At 31.0% G+C, this 22,787-nt stretch carries 20 protein-coding genes, 2 pseudogenes and 1 riboswitch; of the genes and pseudogenes, 4 read left to right on the top strand and 18 right to left on the bottom strand.

The window, feature by feature from the left end:
• Positions 1-37: 37 nt before the first annotated feature.
• A pseudogene (locus BQ7474_RS10880) lies at positions 38-274 on the top strand (hypothetical protein); the annotation flags it as partial.
• 73 nt (positions 275-347) lie between these two features.
• On the opposite strand, the gene BQ7474_RS03895 reads toward BQ7474_RS10880, so the two are convergent.
• The 9 genes and pseudogenes from BQ7474_RS03895 to BQ7474_RS03850 all read right to left on the bottom strand — a co-directional run bounded on the left by BQ7474_RS03895 (position 348) and on the right by BQ7474_RS03850 (position 10,322).
• Positions 348-677: a hypothetical protein gene (locus tag BQ7474_RS03895; RefSeq protein WP_000359188.1), complete on the bottom strand. Its 330-nt coding sequence runs from the start codon at positions 675-677 to the stop codon at positions 348-350.
• Positions 678-1,326: 649 nt separating this feature from the next.
• Complete coding sequence (locus BQ7474_RS03885) at positions 1,327-1,710, bottom strand: hypothetical protein (protein ID WP_001027813.1); 384 nt, start codon at positions 1,708-1,710, stop codon at positions 1,327-1,329.
• Positions 1,711-1,725: 15 nt separating this feature from the next.
• Positions 1,726-2,415 (bottom strand): hypothetical protein, encoded by a 690-nt coding sequence (locus BQ7474_RS03880; protein ID WP_000039974.1) that lies wholly within the window; start codon positions 2,413-2,415, stop codon positions 1,726-1,728.
• 424 nt (positions 2,416-2,839) lie between these two features.
• The gene (erm(A), locus tag BQ7474_RS03875; RefSeq protein ID WP_000810833.1) at positions 2,840-3,571 is read right to left on the bottom strand and encodes a 23S rRNA (adenine(2058)-N(6))-methyltransferase Erm(A); all 732 of its coding nucleotides are present in this window, start codon (positions 3,569-3,571) and stop codon (positions 2,840-2,842) included.
• Between the two features lie 57 nt (positions 3,572-3,628).
• Positions 3,629-3,688 (bottom strand): erythromycin resistance leader peptide, encoded by a 60-nt coding sequence (locus BQ7474_RS11095; RefSeq protein ID WP_180754023.1) that lies wholly within the window; start codon positions 3,686-3,688, stop codon positions 3,629-3,631.
• 470 nt (positions 3,689-4,158) lie between these two features.
• Complete coding sequence (locus BQ7474_RS03870; protein WP_000700631.1) at positions 4,159-4,638, bottom strand: Csac_0668 family 2Fe-2S cluster-binding (seleno)protein; 480 nt, start codon at positions 4,636-4,638, stop codon at positions 4,159-4,161.
• A 398-nt stretch (positions 4,639-5,036) separates the two neighbouring features.
• A pseudogene (locus BQ7474_RS10875) lies at positions 5,037-5,986 on the bottom strand (IS3 family transposase); the annotation flags it as partial.
• Positions 5,987-6,343: 357 nt separating this feature from the next.
• Positions 6,344-7,996 carry a 23S rRNA (uracil(1939)-C(5))-methyltransferase RlmD gene (rlmD, locus tag BQ7474_RS03855; protein WP_073997689.1) on the bottom strand — a complete coding sequence of 551 codons (1,653 nt, stop codon included), beginning with the start codon at positions 7,994-7,996 and terminating at the stop codon, positions 6,344-6,346.
• Positions 7,968-10,322: an ATP-dependent DNA helicase gene (locus tag BQ7474_RS03850; RefSeq protein ID WP_073997688.1), complete on the bottom strand. Its 2,355-nt coding sequence runs from the start codon at positions 10,320-10,322 to the stop codon at positions 7,968-7,970. The genes rlmD and BQ7474_RS03850 overlap by 29 nt, the downstream gene beginning before the upstream one ends.
• A 67-nt stretch (positions 10,323-10,389) precedes the next feature.
• On the opposite strand from BQ7474_RS03850, the gene BQ7474_RS03845 reads away from it, so the two are divergent.
• Positions 10,390-11,154: an NADPH-dependent oxidoreductase gene (locus tag BQ7474_RS03845; protein WP_073997687.1), complete on the top strand. Its 765-nt coding sequence runs from the start codon at positions 10,390-10,392 to the stop codon at positions 11,152-11,154.
• A 2-nt stretch (positions 11,155-11,156) separates the two neighbouring features.
• On the opposite strand, the gene BQ7474_RS03840 is transcribed toward BQ7474_RS03845, so the two are convergent.
• Positions 11,157-11,765 carry a DNA-3-methyladenine glycosylase gene (locus BQ7474_RS03840; protein ID WP_073997686.1) on the bottom strand — a complete coding sequence of 203 codons (609 nt, stop codon included), beginning with the start codon at positions 11,763-11,765 and terminating at the stop codon, positions 11,157-11,159.
• Between the two features lie 49 nt (positions 11,766-11,814).
• Positions 11,815-11,905, top strand: a riboswitch (THF riboswitch).
• Between the two features lie 21 nt (positions 11,906-11,926).
• Here BQ7474_RS03840 and BQ7474_RS03835 point away from each other — a divergent pair.
• Positions 11,927-12,445 carry a folate family ECF transporter S component gene (locus BQ7474_RS03835; protein WP_073997685.1) on the top strand — a complete coding sequence of 173 codons (519 nt, stop codon included), beginning with the start codon at positions 11,927-11,929 and terminating at the stop codon, positions 12,443-12,445.
• A gap of 24 nt (positions 12,446-12,469) precedes the next feature.
• Here BQ7474_RS03835 and BQ7474_RS03830 read toward each other — a convergent pair whose 3' ends face one another.
• The 8 genes from BQ7474_RS03830 to BQ7474_RS03795 all read right to left on the bottom strand — a co-directional run bounded on the left by BQ7474_RS03830 (position 12,470) and on the right by BQ7474_RS03795 (position 21,373).
• Positions 12,470-12,976: a nucleoside 2-deoxyribosyltransferase gene (locus BQ7474_RS03830; RefSeq protein ID WP_073997684.1), complete on the bottom strand. Its 507-nt coding sequence runs from the start codon at positions 12,974-12,976 to the stop codon at positions 12,470-12,472.
• 9 nt (positions 12,977-12,985) lie between these two features.
• Positions 12,986-13,825, bottom strand: coding sequence for a TPM domain-containing protein (locus BQ7474_RS03825; protein WP_073997683.1), 840 nt, complete (start codon positions 13,823-13,825; stop codon positions 12,986-12,988).
• Between the two features lie 9 nt (positions 13,826-13,834).
• Positions 13,835-14,428 carry a LemA family protein gene (locus BQ7474_RS03820; protein WP_073997682.1) on the bottom strand — a complete coding sequence of 198 codons (594 nt, stop codon included), beginning with the start codon at positions 14,426-14,428 and terminating at the stop codon, positions 13,835-13,837.
• A 22-nt stretch (positions 14,429-14,450) separates the two neighbouring features.
• Complete coding sequence (nrdG, locus tag BQ7474_RS03815) at positions 14,451-14,945, bottom strand: anaerobic ribonucleoside-triphosphate reductase activating protein (protein WP_073997681.1); 495 nt, start codon at positions 14,943-14,945, stop codon at positions 14,451-14,453.
• Entirely contained in the window at positions 14,942-17,059 is a 2,118-nt protein-coding gene (gene nrdD, locus BQ7474_RS03810; RefSeq protein ID WP_073997680.1) for an anaerobic ribonucleoside-triphosphate reductase, read from the bottom strand. Before nrdD ends, nrdG begins: the two co-directional genes overlap by 4 nt.
• A 114-nt stretch (positions 17,060-17,173) precedes the next feature.
• A complete protein-coding gene (gene clpB / locus BQ7474_RS03805) occupies positions 17,174-19,756 on the bottom strand; it encodes an ATP-dependent chaperone ClpB (RefSeq protein WP_073997679.1) in 2,583 nt (860 codons plus the stop codon).
• Between the two features lie 3 nt (positions 19,757-19,759).
• Positions 19,760-20,683: a DnaJ domain-containing protein gene (locus tag BQ7474_RS03800; RefSeq protein ID WP_073997678.1), complete on the bottom strand. Its 924-nt coding sequence runs from the start codon at positions 20,681-20,683 to the stop codon at positions 19,760-19,762.
• Between the two features lie 171 nt (positions 20,684-20,854).
• Positions 20,855-21,373 carry an adenine phosphoribosyltransferase gene (locus BQ7474_RS03795; RefSeq protein ID WP_073997677.1) on the bottom strand — a complete coding sequence of 173 codons (519 nt, stop codon included), beginning with the start codon at positions 21,371-21,373 and terminating at the stop codon, positions 20,855-20,857.
• Positions 21,374-21,458: 85 nt separating this feature from the next.
• Here BQ7474_RS03795 and BQ7474_RS03790 point away from each other — a divergent pair, with 85 nt between their 5' ends.
• Entirely contained in the window at positions 21,459-22,787 is a 1,329-nt protein-coding gene (locus BQ7474_RS03790; RefSeq protein WP_073997676.1) for an aminotransferase class I/II-fold pyridoxal phosphate-dependent enzyme, read from the top strand.

Genomic DNA, 22,787 nt, shown 5'->3' with positions numbered 1-22,787 from the left:
TCATGAAGTATAAAAATGTAAAAAAACTGAATAAAACCAATTTACAGAGAAGTATTATATCGAACTTTCTATTTATAAAATAGCTACTAATGAAATTTTAGAAATCTATAAAATATTACCAAACATAAAAGAAATATTAATCAGACTCGATAAGTTGCAATAAAAAAGAATACCCTTATGCAAGAGCATTCTTTGAATAAAGAAGAATTTTCTGACCTTTTTCAGTATAGGAAAAACTATGAAAATCACTTATGGGAAGGAAGTGGAGAGATAAAATGCTATAAGCAGATAAACTTATATCTTTTTAAGATTATTTACAAAATTTTACTCTAAGCTTATTATATTACTTAAGGAGATCCTACTAGATGACCTACGAACATTGTTATAGGAAGTAATAAAATCAAAAGGATATTTAATGCCATAAACAACTTATCCTTTTCCTTTACCCCATATACTAAACCTATTAGTCCAATAATTGGCAGAAAAACATTAATGTGAAATTTATAATAATCTTTATGAATTTCATGAGCATCTATATAATTACTTGATTTGATTTTTATTTCACATCCACCATTAAATTTACAAACAACTTCATAAATACCATCACTGGAAAAATTTAATGGATATTCAACATTTTCATCATGATTTATAACTCCAATATATGCCAATTTATCCATTATTATCCACCATAAAATTTACTACTATATCTTTTAAGAGACATTTTAAAAATAAAGAAGGTTAACAAAAACAAAAATGTTCTTGATAGTAGTAGTTTTATATAATCATGTTGTAGTAAACTTAAAACTTTTATAGTCATCGGAAATGTAATATATCCACTATTAACTACTAAAAGTACCATTAATAAAATGTAATAGTTTATATAAGTAAACAAATCCTTTTTTAATAGTAATAAAATAGATAGAACTATATAACTTGCAGATAGAATTTCTAAAATTGTTAATACATTAAACTTAATACTAATTAAATACACTTCACCTGTTATAAAATAATTAATTCCTTGAAAAAAAATTTGTCCCAAAATATAAAATATTAATTCAGTCCCCAAAATAATATAAAATATCTTTCTAATATTCTTTTTCTCGTTAATTGAATATATTACCATATAGTCTTTCTGTATACATATAAACTTTTCATTTATTACATTTAATACAAAAATAGGCACCAAGAATATTAAAAATACTTGATGAGTCAAAAGACGAAATAAGGAGTTACTCTAGCACTTTTATTGTTTTTTATTACTTCCATTGCATATTCTTCTCCATCTAGTTCATCTAATTCTTTAGTTGCTACTGCCATTTTCTCAGTTTAATATAGATCCTTGCCTAGCTTATCAAAATCGCTGAAGTTATTTATAAGGCTATAGCAATGCAAGTTGAAACTTAGGCTTACTAAATCTGCCATTGTATTAGGTTCTTCTGTAAAGGTCGCAGCACAAAACTTTTCTATTTCCCTTGGACTGAACCCATCAAATCTTTTCATTAAATAGTTTAGTTCATCTATATTTACATTTTTATCAGCCAGTATATTTGAAAATCTTTCATCCCTACTGCCTTCTATATAACAGTTTGACCTTGTACTCATTTCTATTCCTAATTCATTGCATACCTCTTGTAGTTTATCTTCCTCCATTGGAATCCATATGGTTTTTCTTTTATCATCATCCCTTGATTTTTTAATAGTTATATTCAATCTTTTTCCTCCATTCTATTTATTAATTAAAAATAACTCTGTCCCGTATCTATTGATTAAGGCAGAGTTAATTATTGATTTAAATATATAGTCATCTATTAATTCCCTATCTGCTAGCTCATTGATTCTTATACACTCCTTTCCAGTTGATAGGGTCTTTGCAGTTTGGTATAAGGCATAGCCATTGGTATCTATATCCCGAAGACATATTTGTTTTAAGCCAAACTTAACATTTAAAATATGATTTTCAGAAACCTTCCATAGATTTTCATCGGCAGTAAGTAAAAATAGGATAGCAATAAATCTTGGGGATATATCATGAATATCTAGATCTTGGTTTCGAAGAAAATTATAGAATCTTTCTTTGTGGTTATGATTTAAAAAGATTTCCCCCTTGAAATTATTTGCTAGACTTTCTAATCTTTCCTTTAAATAATAATTATTTATCTTTCCAAAGCACTCTCTGACTAGATCCTTATATCTACATCTATCCACATTGATTTTGAAGTTTGAACCAATGTGTCCACACTCCTTACAATCATCATCAACATTAATCACACCAATCTTGCAATCTCCATCACCCCCTTGGCAATTAAAATAATTATTGATGATTATTCCATTTCCTCTTGGCTGGAAATTTGGAACCATAACCATCAATTGCTCTATTCCTTCCAAGGATGTACCATACATAAATAATTTTGACATTGTTCCCAATCCTTTCTTTCTATTTTTAAGCATAAAAAAATGACGAAGTTTATTGGTCTTTAGTTGACCTAAACTTCGCCACCATATTCTCGATATTTAATCTTGATTTATATACAAATAGATGTATTAGAATATCAGATATTCTAATACATCTATTTGCTACATTTCAAATTCCTTTAAATATTATTTCTTCATTAATTAGTTGCACATATACCTACTATATCAATAAATTTTGAGTTATCATTGACTATATTAGTTGCTATTATCAGAATAGTCGTCGATAACTATATTTTCGTGCAAATATGCAAATAAGTAAAATGATAGTTATGTTATATCATAATAATTGAAAATAATAGAATGCATTTTTCAATGTAATAAGATTAAGCGTTCTCTTAAAGTTAGAGAACGCTTAATTATTTTTAATTTATTGAAATAATTTGTAACTATTGAAAACAGACAAAAATTGTTCATTGGATAATTTATCAAGATCAGTAACATTCGCATGCTTCAGCACCTGTCTTAATTGATTTTTAGTAAAAAGAACATGATATTCCCTGTTTACCCATTTATAAACGAAAAATCTATACTTTTTGTAGTCCTTCTTTAAAATAAATGGTTTATGCCTTTCAAGTACAATCAATACAGAATCTACATTAGGCTTAGGGTGAAAATATGCTCGTGGCACTTTTTTAAGAATTTTTATATCCATTTCCACCATTAACAGCAAACCTAAAGCTCGTTGGGTATTTTGCAACCTTTTAGCAAATCCCCTCTCTACAATAAGGTAGCTATATTTCGCTTGACTATCAAAAGCAATCTTTTTTACAATATCAGTACTAATATTGTAGGGAATATTACCAAATATTTTATAGTCTGTATTTTTAGGAAAGCTAAACTTCAAAATATCCTCATGAATAACTTTTATATTCTGAAAAGGTTCAACTGCTTTTTTCGTGGCATGACATAAACCTTCATCAATCTCTATAGCATTCACCCGTTGACTCATTTCCACAAGTTCCTTGGTAAAATGTCCTTTTCCTGACCCAATTTCTATTATTTTATCTTGTTTATTGATATTCGTATATTTTAATATTTCCTTTACATGCTTTTTAGATGTAATGAAATTTTGCGTATTTTTCGGGTTTTTCTGTTTCATTATAACCTTCTCCTTGCCGGTTATAATGAACTAATCTTAAGAGCTCATTATAACCAATTATTTTTGGTTTAGTTGATAATGAAATCTCTCAATAACAAATATAGAAAACATACCCATACCTTTACCTCCTTTAATTTTTTTCATTATAAATGAGATAAAGTAATATCTACTACTGCAATACATGTACACATATTTAACTCCTCCTTATGCAACTGATTATATCACTTTTAATTTCTCTATTCAATAAAGTTCTGTGCTAATCTACCTCACCCTATGGATTTTTAATCCCGAAACATCAAATGTCATCTGTCAAATGCCCTATTTAAAAGGGTCAAAAAACGGTATTTTTTAGCCTGTTTTTGACCCGATTTTCGTACTCAAACCACTACATGTTGTGGTTGACTCCTATTATTCCTTGTCCAAACCACAATACGTCATCAGAATTGCTGCTTCAACGTGTGTCGAGTTGCCTTGATAGCTATCAAAACTGCATTCTCAACCCCTAAGGTTATGGGGAACATATCCACGCTCGTAGATGGAAACATATCAAAGATTGGCTCTCGTTTGTAGGAACATATCGACTGTAATTATTTCATTTTCAAGCCTTTATCGATAGCTTCCTGAATAATCTTATGACAACAAACTCCCAACGGATTGTTTTCTTTACAATTAGAATTTTTCATTGCCCCAGTGATGGCATTTACTTCTTTTACGGATTTCGCGCCATGCTTTACAACTGCTTCAATTACCTGATTTTCTGTGACTTCGCTACAATAACAAGCATACTTAGGATCTGCATCTTTCTTAAACCAGATAGGAACTCTAACTTGGTCTTTCAAGAATTTTATTTCATTATCTAAGTTATAGTAAACAACGTCGCAGTCCTCGTTCATGCAAATCTTATATTGATCTCCGTTAACAGCATTACGATAATCATCTACCACTAGATGTTCAACAGTTACTTTACTAACGGAAATCCCTTCATTATTACATACAGGACAATTGTCTTTAATTTGATCCGGCTTTTCTGTTTTGCATCCACAACAACATTCATTATTAATCTTCATATTCTTAGCCTCCATATTTTCATTATAATTTCTTTTTTAAACTAGGTAAAACCAATTTCATATACTTGTCATTTATTAATAGCGTCAAACATTTTAGCTGGTGTTAATTTACTTAGCTCCCTGTTGTCAGCCAACGCACGTGTAGCTTTTTTGTGTATAAACACATCAGCGTCATGTTACCCATTGCTCGGCATTCTTCTAATGAACCCAAATACATGGAATGGCAACCCTTTTTTAGACAATTTATAACCGAACATTATCAAGCTTGAAAGTTTCTTTAGATTATAAAATATATTCTCAGACAATCAAGGGTAAAGGCTTCGCCCAAATTTCATTGAAATTTGCCCTTGACAGTCTGTTCATATATTTTATTTAATTTATGAAACTTCCAGAGCTTTTTATTCTGCTTTTCTATATTCTACTGGTGTTTTATATCCTAAAGATCCATGAATTCTTAGGTTATTATACCAATATACGTATTCTGCTAATTTTAGATTAAGTTCTTGGAAATTAGTAAAGTTCTCCTGATATATGAATTCTGTCTTCATTACTTTATTGACTGCTTCGCTTACTGCGTTATCATATGGGCTTCCTTTTTTACTTAGCGATCTTTTTATCCCAAATACCTTTAATATTTCTTCTATTTTTATATTTTTAAATTCTCTTTCTCTGTCTGTGTGAAATATTTTTATACGATTTAGTGGCTGCCTTATTGAGTAAAATGCTTCTGCTACTAGATTTGCATCTTTGTTTTTACCTGATGAGTATCCTATTATTTCACGGCTGTTTAAGTCTATTATTAAACATATATAATTCCATTTTTTTCCTACTCTTACATATGTTAGGTCTCTTACTATTGCTTCTAAATAGTCTCTATTGTCAAATTATCTATTTAAAAGGTTAGGGATGTCTTCTTCGTTGCATTTGGATCTTATTACTTTATATTGTGCTACTGTATAGTTTGAGACTAGGCCATTTTTCTTCATTATTCGGCCTATTTTTCTTCTCGATATTTTATATCCAATTTTCCCTAGTTCTTTTTTTATTTTGCGTGTTCCATAGTTGTTTCTACTTCTTCTGAATATTTCTTTTATTTCTTCTATTAGTTTTTCATCTTCATCTAATTTCACATCTTTTTCTTTGTTCAAATGATAATAGACTAAACTTCTTGTGACCCCAAGTAGTCTACACATTGCACTAATGCTATATTTATCTCGGTTCGAGATAATGAGGTCTATTTTTTGCCTAACAGTAGTTCAGCTTGCTTTAAAATATCATTCTCCATTTCAACCTGTTTCAATTTTTTACGAAGTCTGATTATCTCTTTTTGTTTCGCATCCACATTATCAAAATGGTTACTCTAAGCAGCACACCAACTATTTATTTTTTGAGTTTTAAACTTTGGTAGAAGTCTTGAACTCTTTATATTTACATAACTATTTGCCTCTATCACTATTATGACACGAAACCCTGCACAATGATCTAAAATTTTCAATTCTAACAAGTCTTTTTCAGTATTTTTAACTTCATAAAAACCTCTTTGGCAATAATGCCTAATTCTTCTTTAGTTGTTAAAATTTTTTATTTTACCATCATCGTTCCCCTGATTTTCAATTAATCTTCTTAGGTTATATAAGAAGTACATATCTTTTTAATCTTAAAGTTTTTAAGTCTTAATTTTAAAATTTTCAATCTTAGATATTATTTAAATCATTCCAAAATGCTCTAAAGCATCTTCGATTGCTTTTTCTTTTTCTTCTGGGCAATTTGGCACTCTTTGATTTTCTTTCTTACTAAAATTATAATTTTCTCTCTCTATTAGACCATGTTTCCTTTTTATTTGTGCAATATATAGGCTTGAAACTTTTAGTCCATATTTATCTAACACATACTTTTTAATTTCTCCATAGGTTGCATCTTTTGAAAAGTCAATTTCAGATAATTCATCTTCACCTATTTCTATATCTAAATGATTCTCTGTGTTTAGTTTGGACAATAGAGCTACCGTCTCCACATGCCTAGATCTTGGAAATTGGTCTATCACTTCGTATTTATTTATTTTGTATCCATTAGCTATAAATTCTTTCAAGTTTTCTACTTGAGTTTTTGGATTGCAAGAAATGTATATAAATTTTTCTGGATTTAATTTTAAAATTTTTTCTAGTGCATTAGCAGCTATTCCTACTCTAGGTGGATCTAGGATTACTAGGTCAAAATCTCCTTTAATATGATCAATTTCTTCTAGAACATCTCCACATAGAAATTCTATATTCTCTATTTCGTTGATTTTTGCATTTTCATATGCCTTGTCCACTGCTTCTTCTACTATTTCTATTCCTGTAGACTTTTTGGCAGCCTTTGCCATTACTTGAGTTATTGTTCCTGTTCCTGAATATAAGTCTAACACATTTGTATCTTGATCTATTTCTCCAAGTTCAAATGCTTTTTTGTAAATTTTTTCTGCGGTAAATACATTGGGTTGGAAAAATGAAAATGGCGATATATTAAATTTAAGTCCCATCATCTCTTCTGTTATATGGTCTTTTCCAAAGATTAGATTGATTGTCTCAGCAACGACTGCATCTGCTGGAGAATCATTGATAACATGAAATATAGAAACTATCTCCCCTTGTAATTCAAGATCTTTTACGAAGTTTACAAATAACTTTTTTCTTATCTCATCAAAGCTATCGTCACTTGTTGTAACAAGCACTAGCATAATTTGACCAGTTCTTAGAGCCTTTCTAATTATTAAATGACGTAAAAGTCCCTCTCTTGTAGATTTGTGATAAAAGCTAGTTTTCCTGTCTCTAAAATATTTTTGTACTTCTTTTCTTATTTTATTGAAATCATCATCAACAATATTACAGTCAATAGTATCTACTATCTCGTAGAACCTATTTTGCCTATGAAGGCCTAAGACTAAATCACCACCTTTTTTACTATCACCGAAGGTATACTCCATCTTATTTCTGTAGCCGCTTATAGGATCTGCCCTGTTGATTGAAATATCTCCATCATAGTCGATATCATTATCAGCAAATAGCTTTTTAATCATGTCAAGCTTTAACATTAGCTCTGTTTCATAGGCCAATTTTTGATACGCACAGCCACCACATATATCTGCCTTAGGGCAATAATTTTTATTATTTTCCAGATATGAATTTTCCACTAATTCTAAAAATTTGCCCTTTTTATATCCATTTCTATTTCTGGTAATTTTAATTTTTGCTTTTTGTCCTAGTAATCCACCCTTAAATTCCACTATCTGATCATCAATAGTTTTCCCTATGGAAATATTAGGGTATTTCATATCATATATATCTACATCAACTGTTTTCTTTTTTCTCACTATCATTCTCCCAAAAATTACTTATTTCTTTTCTAAAATCTCTAGATTCATTTACAATTTTTATGTCTTTTTTTCTCCAATGCTTAGGATAAAGCATCCTATATTTGTAGCTAGTAAATCTATCATCTAATAAATAAATTATTCCCCTATCATCTTCACTTCTTATAACTCTACCTGCAGCTTGAAAAACTTTGTTTATACCTGGATAAGTATATGAGTAGTCAAATCCATTTAGACCCAATTTGTCAAAATGTTCTTTGATTAAATTTCTCTCATAACCGACCCCTGGCATACCTACAGAAATTACCATTGCACCTATAAGTCTATCTCCAACTAAATCTACTCCCTCGGAAAAGATACCACCTAGTACTACAAAAGCTGTCTTACTTGAAGCTTTGTCAAATTTGCTCAAAAACTTATGAGCATCTGTTTCATTCATAAACCTATCTTGTAATAAAATCTCATCATCATATCTTGACGAATACTCTTCATAGACATCTACCATATATGAATATGATGGAAAAAATATAAAGTAATTGCCTTTTCTAGATTTTATAAATTCTTTTATAGACTCACTAATAATAGGTAGATTATAATTCCTATCTTTATACCTTGTGGATATTTCCTTTGCAAAAATAGCATAATTGTCATTAGAAAATGGCATATCAAGTTTAAGTCTTAAGGCATCATTGGCACCAAGCATCCTCATAAAATAATCCATTGGTGAAAGTGTAGCTGAGAAAAACACTGTTGTTTTTGCAAAACTATATATGTTTTTTAAGACTTGTGATGGATCGATACATTTTATTTCAAAGTAAATTTCATCATTTATCTCATCATAGGCAATTATTGAATAGAATCCCTCTGTGTAGTTATCAGTTATTTTAAAATACCTATTTATATCAAAATACAAATTTAATAAGTCGTCGTAGTTTTCATCTTCCCTATCTTCGACTAAATACTTTTGTAGGGGTTTTATAAGTTTTGCAAATACATCATCAAAATCATCTATTTGTTTTTCCTGGTAATAGAACAATTTTTTACCATGCTTAGAATAAAGATTATTAAATTCTTCCACAATTTGTTTTAAGTATTTTCTTAGACTTTTATATTTTTTCTTATCCAATTTGTCCCAAAGAATTTTAAAGCGAGTCTCAGTAAATCTAAATGAATACATGTCTCTAGCTCTTTCTAGAAGGTTATGAGATTCGTCTATTAAAAATATGTATCTATCAACAATTTCGTCAAAAAACCTCCTAAGGTATACAGTTGGATTAAATACGTAGTTATAATCACATATTATAAAATCAGCATAGTTTGAGATATCTAGTTGGAATTCAAACGGACAAACTCGATATTTTTCTGAATAAGAAGTGACAGTATTAAAATCAATAATTTCTTCTTTTGAAATTATATCTAAAAGAGCATCGTTTACTCTATCGAAATGTCCCTTAGCAAAAGGGCAATCAACAGGATTACATTTTACTTCATCATTTAGGCATATTTTTTCTTTAGAAGTAATAGTCAAAGCTTTGATAAACATTCCCCTATTTTTGAGTAGCTTAATCGATTTCATTGCTTCTTTTGCCTGAGTATTTTTACTTGTAAGGTAAAATATTCTATCAGAAAAATCCTCTCCCATTGATTTTATAGAAGGAAAAACTGTTGATATAGTCTTACCAATTCCTGTGGGGGCATCTACAATCAGATTGTCTTCTTTCATAATAGAAGTATATACTGCAACAGCTAACTTTCTTTGACCCTTCCTATAATCTTTATAAGGAAAGTCTAAATTTCTTATAGTATCATCTCTTTTAACTTTGTTATTAGCCAAAATTTTTGAAAAATTCAAATATGAATCTAGTAAATCATAGTAAAAAGATTTTAATGTCTCAAAATCAAATTCTTTTTTGAAAATTTTGCTAGTGTAATCTTCGATATTTACATATGTTAAAGTAATAAATATACTATCTAAATTAGTATCTAAACAATAGAAATAAGCGTAGCACATAGCTTGCGCCCAATGTAATTTGTTGGAATCATCAATTTCATCTAGATTTCTACTGGTTGATTTTATCTCGTCGATAGTATAAATACTTCCATCCTTAATAAGGCCATCCGCCCTACCTTCGACTTTAAACTCTACATCATCTATAATTGTAGTATTTTTTAAAGAAAATTCCTTTTTGTAATTTTTGCCATAGGAAGACTGTATTTTTTGATGGGCTTTAATTCCTTCGATCAACCTAGCATTATCACGGAATCTATTGTCTATATCTCCAGATCTCATTACAAATTCTATTAAATTTCTAACTGAAATTTTTACAAGCATTTTATCACCTTTAATTTAATATACCATAAGCTGGGTATATAGGTAAAAATAAGTATAAGGAGATATTATGAATACAAGTATTGAAAATCAATTAAATCACAGGACAATTAGAGAATTTAAGAACGAAAAATTAGATGAAAGTCTGATTAATAAACTATTAGAAGTTGCCAATAGATCTGCATCAAGCAATGGTATGCAATTTTTTTCTATAATCAATATAACTGACCAAGCTATTAAAGATCAATTGGCAGAAAATGGTAGCCAAGAATATATGGCACGTGCACCACACCTATGGATTTTTGTTGCAGACTTATATAGAAATTACAATATTGCCAAAGAAAATGGCCAAGAAAACGATGAAATGATAGGTTTTGATAAATTTATCCAAGCTATGACTGATTCAATTATTGCTGCTCAAAACGTCACAATCGCTGCCGAAAGTTTAGGACTTGGAACAAATTATTTTGGAAATATCCACAATGACACCCAAAAAGTTATAGAACTATTAGACCTGCCAAAGCTTACTTATCCTGCTGTAGGACTTTCTTTTGGTATACCAAATCAAGAACCACAACTAAAGCCAAGACTTGATATAAAACTAAAAACTTTTGAAAATTCCTATAAAATTTATGACAGCTACAATGAAATGATTAAAGATTATGACAAAGAAATGATAACATATTATGATTTGAGAGATTCTAATCGTAGGTCAGATTCCTTCAGCAAGCAAATCCCTAAAAAACAAGGAATTGTCATAAAAAACAGAGGAAAAATGTTTGAAACATTATTAAATCAAGGTTTTAATATAAACTTTAAAGATGAGCTAAGCTAAGCTCATCTTTTTATTTTGGATACATATGGATTGTCTTTGATGTAAAATCTGTATGGATAATTCCTAGCTTCTTTTGCATAATCTATTCCTATCCTTACATCTGTCTCTATCGTAAAATCATTTTTACCATCTATTAGATAAATTTGCTGGTCAAATAAATTCTTGCCATTTAAATTTTTATCTATTTCTAATGCTTTGGTGAGTTTACCAGGTCCATTAGTCAGGTTGTTTTTTTGATATTTGTTCAAATCTATATAGTTCTTTCCAAATCTATTAATACTCATTTGGTTAGCACCTTCAATTGGTTCAAGAGCTCTAATAAGCACAGCTTCTGGATTTACTTTATCCAAAGTTACAAAATTCATCAAGTAATGTATGCCATAAGTTTGGTATACATATATAGTTCCAGCATCTTCATACATAGTTTTGTTTCTTTCAGTCTTTCTGCCTTCAAATGTATGACAAGCCCTATCTTTGATACCTAAATATGCTTCAGTCTCTACAATCATAGCTTTATATGTATGAATTTGAGTTTTTCTTACTATTATTTTGCCTAATAAATCTTTCGCAACGGTTAATGTATCTCTATTAAAAAAGTTTTTGTCTAACATTTTATCCTTCCATATATTAATTATTTCTCTTATATGTTATCATATAATCATCAGAGTAGATAGGAAGCATCAAGTGCTAAGAAATGGGTTGTTGTTCTTAGACGAAGCTTAAGCTATGATTTTCTATCGCAACCGCTGCCTCTGATAGAAAGGGGATAAAATTGAATAAAAAACTAACGGTTAATATGCTAACCAAAATTGCAATTTTAGCAGCTCTAGCAGTTGTACTAAGAAGGTATTTTACTATTACAATTCCTGTAAACAAAAAAATAGGAATAGGAGATGCACCTATTATGATCTCAGGAATTATCTATGGTCCTATCCTTGGAGGAATAACTGGAGCTTTGGCAGATATTGTTGGGATGCTCTTAAGTCCAGATGGGGTGTTCCACCCAGGATTTACCTTTACTGCTTTTTTGACAGGATTTTTGCCAGGAGTCATATCATACTATGTTTTTAGGAGAGACTACGACAAAAAGCTAATATGGATAATTGTTATAAGTGCTATTGTTGTATTTTTGGGAGTAAAGTTATTTTTAGATTCTGTTTGGCTACAACAATATTCTAAAAACCCATATTGGATATATGTACTTAGAAGAATTCCAAAACAGATAATTGATACAATTATAAATGTCTTGGTTTTAAGTATATTAATTCCAAGAATCAAAAATTATGCATAAAAATTGGGGCTAAGTTTTAGCCCCTCATTTATTTTCTTCTATAAATTTATTTATATGATCTATGACTTCGTCAACATATGAATCATCTCCAGCATAACCAACAACTAGATGACCATGCTCCTTTACCTTGCCTACTATCATTAGATTTCTATAGAGTTTGTTTTCACCTGTACCAAGATACCTCATATCGGTTATTATACCTATGATAAGTCTTGGGAAATCTACACCATTTTCCTCTTCCATCTCTGCCATGACCCCATGGGCCATTATTTCTCCGGCAACTCCATCGTCTATAGTTAGCCCATCAAGGCAAGCTATAAGTACATTGGATTTTTTTAGTTCTGCTGTGTCAGCCTGAGCAATTTTTATATCTGTAATGATGTCATCATTATTTTTCTTATCATTTATATCTGCATTTCTTTGTGGCACATATAATTCTAACTCAGTTCTATCTTCGATAATTTTAGCCAAATTTTCAGTCCATCTAAACATGGCATCGTTAAAAAAATGGCTTGCTAAATATCCATACATCCTTTCTCCTTAAAAACTCCTGCCAGCTCCTCCGCCACCAGAGCTACCACCACCACTTGTGAATCCTCCAGAAAAGCTAGAATTTGATGAGGATCCTCCAAATGAATTGGAAGAATTTGTCCAAGTATAGGAATCAAATGGGTCATTGTGGTACCTTCTATAGCGTGGATAGCCTCTATAGTATCTACCCCTATTTCTACCGTAGAATCTAGATCTATTGAGCATATTAGAAATCACAATAAATACTACAAGCATCATAAACAAAGTTCCAAAGCTTATCTCATTGCCAGATCCAGCATTTTCATTTAGATAATAATCGTAATTTCCATCAAGCTTAACATTGTACTCATCAGCTACTTCAGCTACTATAGCATTGAATCCTTCATTGATTGCCTTTGAATAGCTACCATCTTTTAGATCTTCTAGCATAAAATTATCAATGATTCTACCAACTTTTCCATCGTTGAGTCTACCTTCGATGCCATAACCTGTAGTTATGAAAACTTCTCTCTTGCCTGATAAGTCATCTTCGCTTATTAATATTAAAACACCATTCTTCTTATCTTGATCACCTATTTTCCACTTATTAAAAATTTGTGGTCCCAAATCACTTGCTGGAAGTCCATTTGTATTTTTTATAGTTGCGACCATTACCTGAGATCCAGTTTTGCTTACTAATTCTCTGTTAGTCTTGGTAATATTTTCCTTAGTGCTATAATCTAACATGCCAAGTTCATCATAGTAAAAGTCACTCGGTATAGCTGGTAGTGACGCCATAGATTTTAGGGGAAAAAGTAAGATGAGTAAAGATATTAATAGATTTATTCCTACAAATTTTCCCTTTTTCATAATTCACCTCTAATTATCTTTGCTAAAATCGACAGTTGGTACGTTTTCGCTTCCTTCACTTGCTTGGAAATATTCTGCTTGGTCATAACCAGTAATTCCAGCTATGATATTAGTTGGAAATTTTTTAATATCAGAATTATATTTCTTCACAGCGCTGTTATAATTTCCTCTTTCGACAGAAATTCTATTTTCAGACCCTGCAAGCTCATCCATTAGTTGTGTGTACTGAGTATTTGCTTTTAGGTCTGGATATGCTTCTGCAACAACATTAATATCTCTTATAGCTTGGCTAACTTTTTCATTAGCATCTGCCAATTCTTGTGGCGAAGATGCATTTTTAACCCCAGCTCTTGCTTCAGTAACTTTTGTTAGAGTTTCTCCTTCATAATCAGAATATCCCTTAACAGTATTTACAAGGTTTGGTATCAAGTCAGCTCTTCTTTGTACAACATTTTGTACTTGTGCGTAGGCTTCATTTACATCCTCACGAGCCCCTGCAAGTCTATTGTAGGTTGGAACTGTTAGGACTAATAGAATCACAACTATGGCAATAATTATTCCTACAGCTCCAAAACCTGATTTTTTATTGTTCTTAATTCTCATATTTCCTCCTATTGTCTATATATTATATATACCCATCGTGGAGGATAAGTTCATCATTTAGCAAACTTTCTTTAACATCAATTATTCTTTGATTTCTAGAACCTCTGTAATAGAGGTTTAGATCCTTAAGACCTTCTATAAATGGTCCATCGACTAAAACATCTACAAGCTTTAATAGTTCTAAAGTTTTATAATTTTTTATTAAATATTCATAAGTATATCCAGAATATATCCAAATTGATTTATTTGTATTTATTCTTTTTAATAAAGAAATTAGACCATGGGTATTTTCGAAAGGTTCGCCACCAAGTATGGTTAGGCCTGCCACATTTGGATCACTTAGGTAGGAAATTATTAATTCATCTTCTTTTTCTGTCCAAGGACTACCATAATTAGAATTTTGATAATCTTTATTAAAACAATTTTTGCAATTTAGACTGCATCCTGTTACAAATATGCTTGTCCTTATTCCTGGTCCATTTGCTATGTCATATTGTCTTATTTGTCCATAATTCATATATGAAGCACCCTAGCTTTTATTTCCTTAGTTCTTCCTTCATTCCAAAAGTTCTCTCCAAGGTATCCACAGGTCCTACGCACAACTGTAAGTGTACTGCGATCTTTATTACCACAATTTGGGCAGTACCACTCGTTTTCATCATTAAGTAGGATCTCCCCATCAAAACCACAATTAGCACAATAATCAGATTTTGTATTAAACTCAGCATATTGGATATGATCATAAATATATTTAATCATAGTTAATAGTGCCTGGTGGTTTTTTGTCATATTTGGTATTTCGGCATAAGAGATGCATCCACCTGTTGAAAGAGCTTGAAATTCACTTTCAAAATCAAACTTATCAAATACAGAAATTTCTTCTCTTACATCAACATGGAAAGAATTTGTATAGTATCCCTTGTCTGTTACATCTTTTATATCACCAAATCTTTTTTTGTCTATTGAGCAAAATCTATGGGTCAAACTTTCGGCTGGAGTGCCGTATACAGCAAAAGCTATACCGTATTCCTTAGTCCACTCTTCTTTCTTATCATTTAATAATTTCATTATTTTTTTTGCAAATTCTTTGCCTACTTCACTTGTATGAGACTTTCCAGTAACAAGAATACTTGCTTCATATATTCCAATATAGCCAATGGTAACTGTAGCATATCCATTTTCAAGAAGTGGCTTTATAGGTGTGTGTTTTGGAAGTCTTGCTATAGCTCCATGGCTAAAGTGGATTGGGGAACTATCACTTGTTACCTTTGATAGATGATCATATCTTAATAGTCCAACTTCTTTGACAAGATCTAATCTTTTTTCAAGAATTTCAAAGAATTTATCTTGATCATTTCTAGCAAGGATTCCTATTTGTGGGAGATTTATGGTGCAAACCCCCATATTAAATCTACCATCAAATTTATATTTACCATTTTCATCTTTATATGGAGGCAAAAATGCTCGGCATCCCATTGGAGAAAATACATTGCCCTCGTAATTCTCTCTCATCTTCTTAGCTGAAATATAATCCGGATACATTCTTTTTGCAGTGCATTTGCTTGCAAGTTCCGTTAGGTAATAATACTTGCTATCTTCATGGATATTATTCTCATCTAAGACATATATTAGTTTTGGAAAGGCTGGCGTAACGTATACACCTGCTTCGTTTTTTATCCCTTGAATCCTTTGTTTTAGAATTTCTTCTATTATTTTTACTGTCTGTTCTATGTATGGATCGCTTTCATCTGTGTGCATAAATAATGTTACAAATGGAGCTTGTCCATTGCTAGTCATAAGGGTATTAATCTGATATTGGATAGTTTGTATACCTGATTCCAAGTCTTTTTGGGTCATAGCAGTTGCCATCGACTCAGCTTTTTGTCTATCTTCTAGAGTCTCATTAGCTAATTTAATATTCTTTTTGTAGGACTTTTTTAGATATTGACTTAGACATGAAATATTTATTGATTGTCCACCATATTGATTTGATGCAATCTGGGCTATAATTTGAGTCATCACATTGCAGGCTACTTGAAAAGACTTTGGACTTTCTATCATTTTTCCATTAATTACAGTGCCATTGTCAAGCATATCTTTCATATCGACCAAGCAACAATTAAATATTGGTTGGATAAGATAGTCAAGATCGTGTATATGGATTGCCCCTGATTCGTGAGCTTCTACCAGATCAGCAGGTATAAGCTTTCTTTTTGCTATATCTTTTGCAACTTCACCGGCTATTAAATCTCTTTGAGTGGATGCTATCACAGCGTTCTTATTAGAGTTTTCCTCCATCACGTCAATATTTGTCATATTTAACAGAGATAATATGTCTTTATCTGAAGTGTTTTGTTCCCTTTTATATGTTTGTATGGACTTATAAGATTCATATGCTCTGGCTGTAGCTGGGTTATTCCTATCAATTAATTTATAGTAAACTAATTCTTCTATATCATATATGGATACTTCTTTATTTTTAACTTCATTTTTAATCTCATTTGCAATTTCATTTGCTTGATTTTCTATGTATATACCACTTGGGCTTTTCATTGCTTTTTCTATAGCTATTATTATTTTTTCCGTTTTAAATTCAGTTTTTCTACCGTCTCTTTTTATTACTTCAGTCATATTTACCCCTCCAATTTCTATAAAAGTATACCATATGTAGTATCTTTTGTAAATGGCATACTATATATAGTGTTTTGCTAGGGTATAAAAAACGGGCTGTCAAGCCCGTCCTTATCAAACTTTGAATGTTAATTCATTATTTTCACCAAGGTCTAGAATTGCCTTGTCTTTTGCTTTTACTTTTCCTTCAATAATGAGCTTACCTAGTTTTGTTTCAACATTTTTTTGTAAGTATCTTTTTACCGGTCTAGCACCATAGTCTACATCGTAAGAATTAGCAAGAATATATTCTTTGGCTGCTGGAGTGATATCCAAGTCTATATTTAAGTCTTTTAATCGTTTACTAATATCAGCCACTTGTAAGTCTATAATCTTATAAACTTGATCGCTAGTTAGTGGACTAAACATAACTATATCATCAATACGGTTTAAGAATTCTGGTTTAAAAGAAGTTCTTAGAGCTTCTTCTACTAATTTTTGATTCATATCATCAATACTACCATCATCTTTTAGACCATCTAATAAATATTGGCTTCCTATATTTGAAGTCATTATTATAATTGTGTTTTTAAAATCTACTGTTCTGCCCATACTATCTGTTAGTCTACCATCATCTAAGACTTGTAATAATATATTAAATACATCTGGATGGGCTTTTTCAATCTCATCAAATAAGATAACTGCATATGGCATACGCCTTACGGCCTCTGTTAGTTGGCCACCTTCTTCGTATCCCACATAACCAGGAGCTGCACCAATAAGTCTTGACACTGAATATTTTTCCATATATTCACTCATATCAATTCTTAACATATGGTTCTCGTCATCAAACATAGCCTCAGATAATGCCTTTGCAAGTTCTGTCTTACCAACACCAGTTGGACCTAAGAATATAAAAGACCCAATTGGTTTAGATGCATCCTTTAGGCCACTTCTAGCACGAATTATAGCATCTGAAACAGCTTCCACTGCTTGATCTTGTCCTATTACTCTTTGATGAAGTTTCTCTGGCAAAGATAATATCTTTTCTCTTTCGCTCTCTACAAGTTTTGATACTGGTATTCCTGTCCAGTTGCTTACTACATCTGCAACATCTTCATCAGTTACCACTTCTTTTATAGAATCCTCATTATCATTTTGTGATAAGTCACTAGCTTTCTTTAATTTTTCTTCAAGGCCTGGAAGAGTTCCATATCTAAGTTCAGAAAGTTTTTCAAAGTCATAATTACGTTCTGCCTTATCTATTTCTACCTTTACCTTGTCTATCTCTTCTTTGATATTTTTTACATCATCGATTGAAGATTTTTGTTCTTTCCATCTTAAAAAGTCCGCATCATATTTTTCTGATAGGTCAGCTAATTCTCTTTCTAAAATATTTAATCTTTCTTTTGACGATTCATCTTCTTCTTTTTTAAGAGCAGTGATTTCTATTTGCAATTGTAATAATTTTCTCTTTGCCTCATCAAGATAAGTTGGCATTGTATCTATTTCTGTACGAACGGTAGCACAAGCCTCATCCATAAGGTCTATGGCCTTATCTGGAAGAAATCTATCGCTAATGTACCTATCAGATAATTGAGCTGCAGCTATTACAGCACTATCTTGTATTCTAATGCCGTGAAATATTTCGTACTTATCCTTGATACCTCTTAGGATACTAATAGTATCTTCAACGCTCGGTTCATTGACCATTACTTTTTGGAAACGTCTTTCAAGCGCACCATCTTTTTCAATATATTCACGGTATTCGTTTAAGGTAGTTGCACCGATCACCTTTATCTCACCACGTGCTAACATTGGTTTCATAATATTTGATGCATCCATAGCGCCTTCTGATTTTCCAGCACCAACTAGAGTGTGGATTTCATCTATAAACATTATTATTTGACCATCAGAATTTTGTACTTCTTCAATTACTGCCTTTAGTCTTTCTTCAAATTGACCACGATATTTTGCACCTGCTACAAGAGAACCCATGTCAAGAGAAAATATAGTTCTACCTTGAAGTGGCTCTGGAACGTCGTTATTTACAATCCTTTGTGCTAATCCCTCTACTATGGCCGTTTTACCAACACCTGGATTACCAATCAATACTGGATTGTTTTTCTTACGTCTTGATAAAATTCTAAGAGCATTTCTTATCTCACTATCACGACCTATAACTGGATCTATTTTACCCTCTCTAGCCTCCTGAGTAAGATCACGACCAAATTTTTCCAATGGATTATTAGTTTCTTCTGGATTGTCGCTAGTAACTTTTTGACCTTTTCTGACCTTTTCAATAGAATTCTTAAAAGACTTGTAGGTCAAACCATATCTCTTATTAATATCGCTAACTTTAGTTTTTTCATTCAATAAAGCCAAAAATATATGCTCAAGGGAAACAAAACTATCTCCCATATCCTTGGCTTCATCTTCACTCTTAAGGAGTATCCTAGTAAATGTTTGTGTTGGATATATATCAGAGCCTCCACTTGCTTGTGGAAGTCTTTCTACTAAATCCTTTATTTCGTTTCTATAAGCATTGAAATCGACATCCATAGTTTTAATCACTTGAGCTACTATAGAATCTGAGTTTTCAATACTAGCATAGTTTAAGTGAATTTCATTAACTTCTGGATTGGAGTTTTTAATTGCTATGCTATTTGCATCATTTATTGCTTCTAATGACTTTTGTGTAAATTTTTTATAATCCATAACTTATCCCTCTATTTCACTTAATTTTTCATATAGTTCTTTTGCTTCTTCACTCATATTTTCTGGGTTATCAACCATCAGTTCTAAGATTAAATCGCCTTTCTTACCTTTTCTATCCTTGTAACCAAAACCTTTTAGTCTCATCTTTTGTCCAGAGTGAATTTTTTCAGGTATGGTCACCATAAGACTTCCATCTAAGGTTGATATCTTTTTCTTTGTTCCAAAATAGGCATCCCATGGCATTATTTTTTCTTTTTGTAAGATGTCATTGCCTTCGACCCTACGGTTATCTTCTTCCTTAATTATTACTTTGGCCAAAATATAAGAATTAATACCATATTTTGAACCATTTACCTTAATCTTATTATTGTTTTTTATTCCTTTTGGTATAGAAATTTCTACATTTTTTGTAGTATTACCATCTTTGATAGCTATTGTTTTACTAGTACCATTGATTGCTTCATCTATTGATATTTCTATTTTTGCATCTAAAGTATTCTTTTTCTTCGCATTGAAGCCTTGGCTATTGGTAAATCTTTTAGATTTAGCTTGTGAAGCTGTCCTTCCAATGCCACCAAAAAGTGTATCAAAAAAATCTGAGAATCCACTATCTCCACCTGTAGAATAGCTATAGCTTGCACCTCTACCAAAATTTCCAAAATCGAAACCAAAATCACTTGGATTGAAGTTTTGTCCACCAGAGAAATTAGCGTTCTTACCAAACATATCGTATTTTTTTCTCTTTTCAGGATCTGAAAGCACTTCATATGCTTCATTTATTTCACTAAATTTTTCGTGTGCATCTTTATCATCTGGATGAAGGTCTGGGTGGTACTTTTTAGCAAGCTTCCTGTATGCTTTTTTGATATCAGCATCACTTGCTTTTTTATCCACTCCTAGTAATTCGTAATAATCTCTATATTTCATGTATGCCTCCACCTTTATCGTTATTTGACCATCTCTGACCTTAGTCTTATTATACTATGGCATATTTCTTATTCAAGTTTTCTAATATAATTTTTTACTATCTAAAGATTTCTTTTAAATAAGTTAAAAATACATACAAACTTATAAAAGCCATCGTAAGATGGCCTTTGTTTAATGATCATATTTTACGAGTGATATTACTTTATAATCTTTTAAGACTTCTCTAGCATTTAGTTCTTCTAGTTCTATTAAAAATTCAAATGCAGCTACTTCGGCACCAAGGGTTTCAATTAGCTTAGCACATGCTTTTGCAGATCCACCTGTTGCTATAAGGTCATCTATTATTACTACCTTGTCGCCTTCATTAAGAGCATCCTTGTGCATTTCAAGTTCATTGCTACCATATTCTAGCTCATAGGAAACTTTTTCGATTTCTCCTGGAAGTTTACCTGGTTTCCTTACAAGAACAAACCCTACTCCTAGCCTATCAGCAAGTGGTGCTCCAAATATGAATCCTCTTGATTCGATACCTACAATATAGTCAAAATCAATGCCTTCAAGCTCTTTTTCCAGCATATTTAATGATTCTTCAAATGCATCTTTGTCTTTTAACAGTGTAGTAATATCCTTAAATGAAATACCTTCTATTGGGTAGTCTTCAATTACTCTGATTTTTGATTTAATATCCATTCCATCCTCCAAATATCTTTATACCCTTATTATACCTTTAATAATTAATTAGATTTAGTGTAAAATAATATTAGAGGTGAACTTAATGCTTAATGAAAAATTAGACCAATATTTAAGAGAAGATTACTATCCCTTTCATATGCCAGGATCAAAAAGAACTAATATATTAAGAGATGATATTCCTTATAAGAGAGATCTGACAGAAATATATGGTTTTGATAACCTAAATGACCCTAAAGAGATTTTTTCTCAAATGGAAGAAAAAATATCTGATATTTATCAAGTAGATGATGCAATTATTTCTACAAATGGTTCTACTGCTGGGATTTTGTCAACTATTAGAGCTTTGACTTATAAAAATAAAAATATACTAATTCAAAGGTCTTCCCATAAATCAGTCTACAATGCTATTGAATTAAATAATTTAAAAGCTGATTATATTAATGTTATTTTAAATAATGTGGGAGCAATAATTGACATTGATTATGAGGACTTAGAAGAGAAATTGAAAAAGAAAAATTACGGTGTTATAATCGTTACTTCACCATCATATGAAGGTTACTATATAAATTTAGAAAAAATATATGAACTTGCCAGAAAAAATTCTACCCATCTGGTTGTAGATATGGCCCATGGATCTCACAGTATTTTATCTGGTAATTATAATAATTATTTTGATGTCGCTATAACTTCCTTTCACAAAAACTTATCTGCCCTAACTCCATCTTCTGCAGTTCTTATAAATAATATGAATTATTCTAAGGAAATACGCAGAAATATGGCTATATTCCAAACGTCATCACCTTCATATGTAATATTACAATCTATTGATGAAATGATTGATAAATTTACAGAGTTTTATCATATGTATAGTGACTTAGAAAAAAACTTGGATACAATTTATCAGCTCAATTTAAATCATTTAGAAATTATAGACGATGATAGAAAAGATAAGAGCAAAATTTTAATTTCTACTGCTAATACAAATATAGATGGTTTTATTTTGGAAGGAATGCTAAGGGATAGAAAAATTGAAATTGAAATGTCATATCCTACTTATGCCCTTCTTATTGCAAGTATTTTTGATAGTAAAATTGGATTTGAGCGCTTAAAAGCTGCCCTCTTAGATATTGATAAAAATATCAAAAAGGACAGTACTAGCTATTCTTTTACTTATAAGATACCAGATAAAGCATTGGAAATATCTGATGCTATACTAAGGCAAAAATCTAAAGTTAGTGTAGGTGATTTGGATGGTAAAATCTGTGGACAGTTCGTCTATGCCTATCCACCAGGAATACCCATCCTAAGTCCAGGTGAAATAATTGATGAAGATATAATATCAACTATGAATTACATGGCAAATCATCAAACTAAACTGAATATATATGATACAATTCTTATCCTAGATTGA

Source organism: Anaerococcus urinomassiliensis, from assembly GCF_900128425.1.
Taxonomy (GTDB): domain Bacteria; phylum Bacillota; class Clostridia; order Tissierellales; family Peptoniphilaceae; genus Anaerococcus; species Anaerococcus urinomassiliensis.
Note: the sequence above shows the minus strand (reverse complement) of the source record. Positions and strands in the feature narration are given on the sequence as shown.